This is a genomic window from Novosphingobium sp. B-7, assembly GCF_000410615.1.
Taxonomy (GTDB): Bacteria; Pseudomonadota; Alphaproteobacteria; order Sphingomonadales; family Sphingomonadaceae; genus Novosphingobium; species Novosphingobium capsulatum.
Window position 1 is genome coordinate 1 of record NZ_KE148482.1, and the last position, 405, is coordinate 405.

Annotated in this window: 2 protein-coding genes; both read left to right on the plus strand. The window is 70.1% G+C overall.

Annotation, left to right across the window (positions count from 1 at the left end; all coding sequences use genetic code 11):
- The coding region (locus H926_RS33810) for a hypothetical protein (protein ID WP_043610793.1) at nucleotides 1-243 on the plus strand (243 nt) is incomplete at its 5' end.
- Between the two features lie 29 nt (nucleotides 244-272).
- Nucleotides 273-405 (plus strand): DUF1656 domain-containing protein (locus H926_RS35605; protein ID WP_371256318.1); only part of this gene is annotated, 133 nt, incomplete at its 3' end.

The window sequence follows — 405 nt, forward strand, 5'->3', positions numbered from 1 at the left end:
CCCGATGCCCCACCCCCGGCCGACGCCCGGCTGCAGCACCGCATCGATCGCGCGCTGCGCCTGATCCTCAAGGAAGGCGGCCCGGTGCGTCCGCCGCCGCTGCCCTTTGGCCACCCCGACGCGCCCGATGCGCCCCATGCCATCGCCGCGCTGATCGCCCTGCGCCGCAATCTTTTCCCCAATAGCCCCGGCCCGGTCCTGCCCCTGGCAGCAGCCCCCGCCGTGGTGGAGCCACTGGCATGAACCCGCCGACGCCTGCTTTTTCCGAATACATGTTCGGCGAAGTCTTCGTGGCTTCGGCGCCGGTCACCGCCACGGTCGCGCTGATCCTGGCGCTGATCGTGCACCGCGTGCTGGTGGCACTGCGTTTCTACCGCTGGGTCTGGCACCCGGTCTTGTTCGATA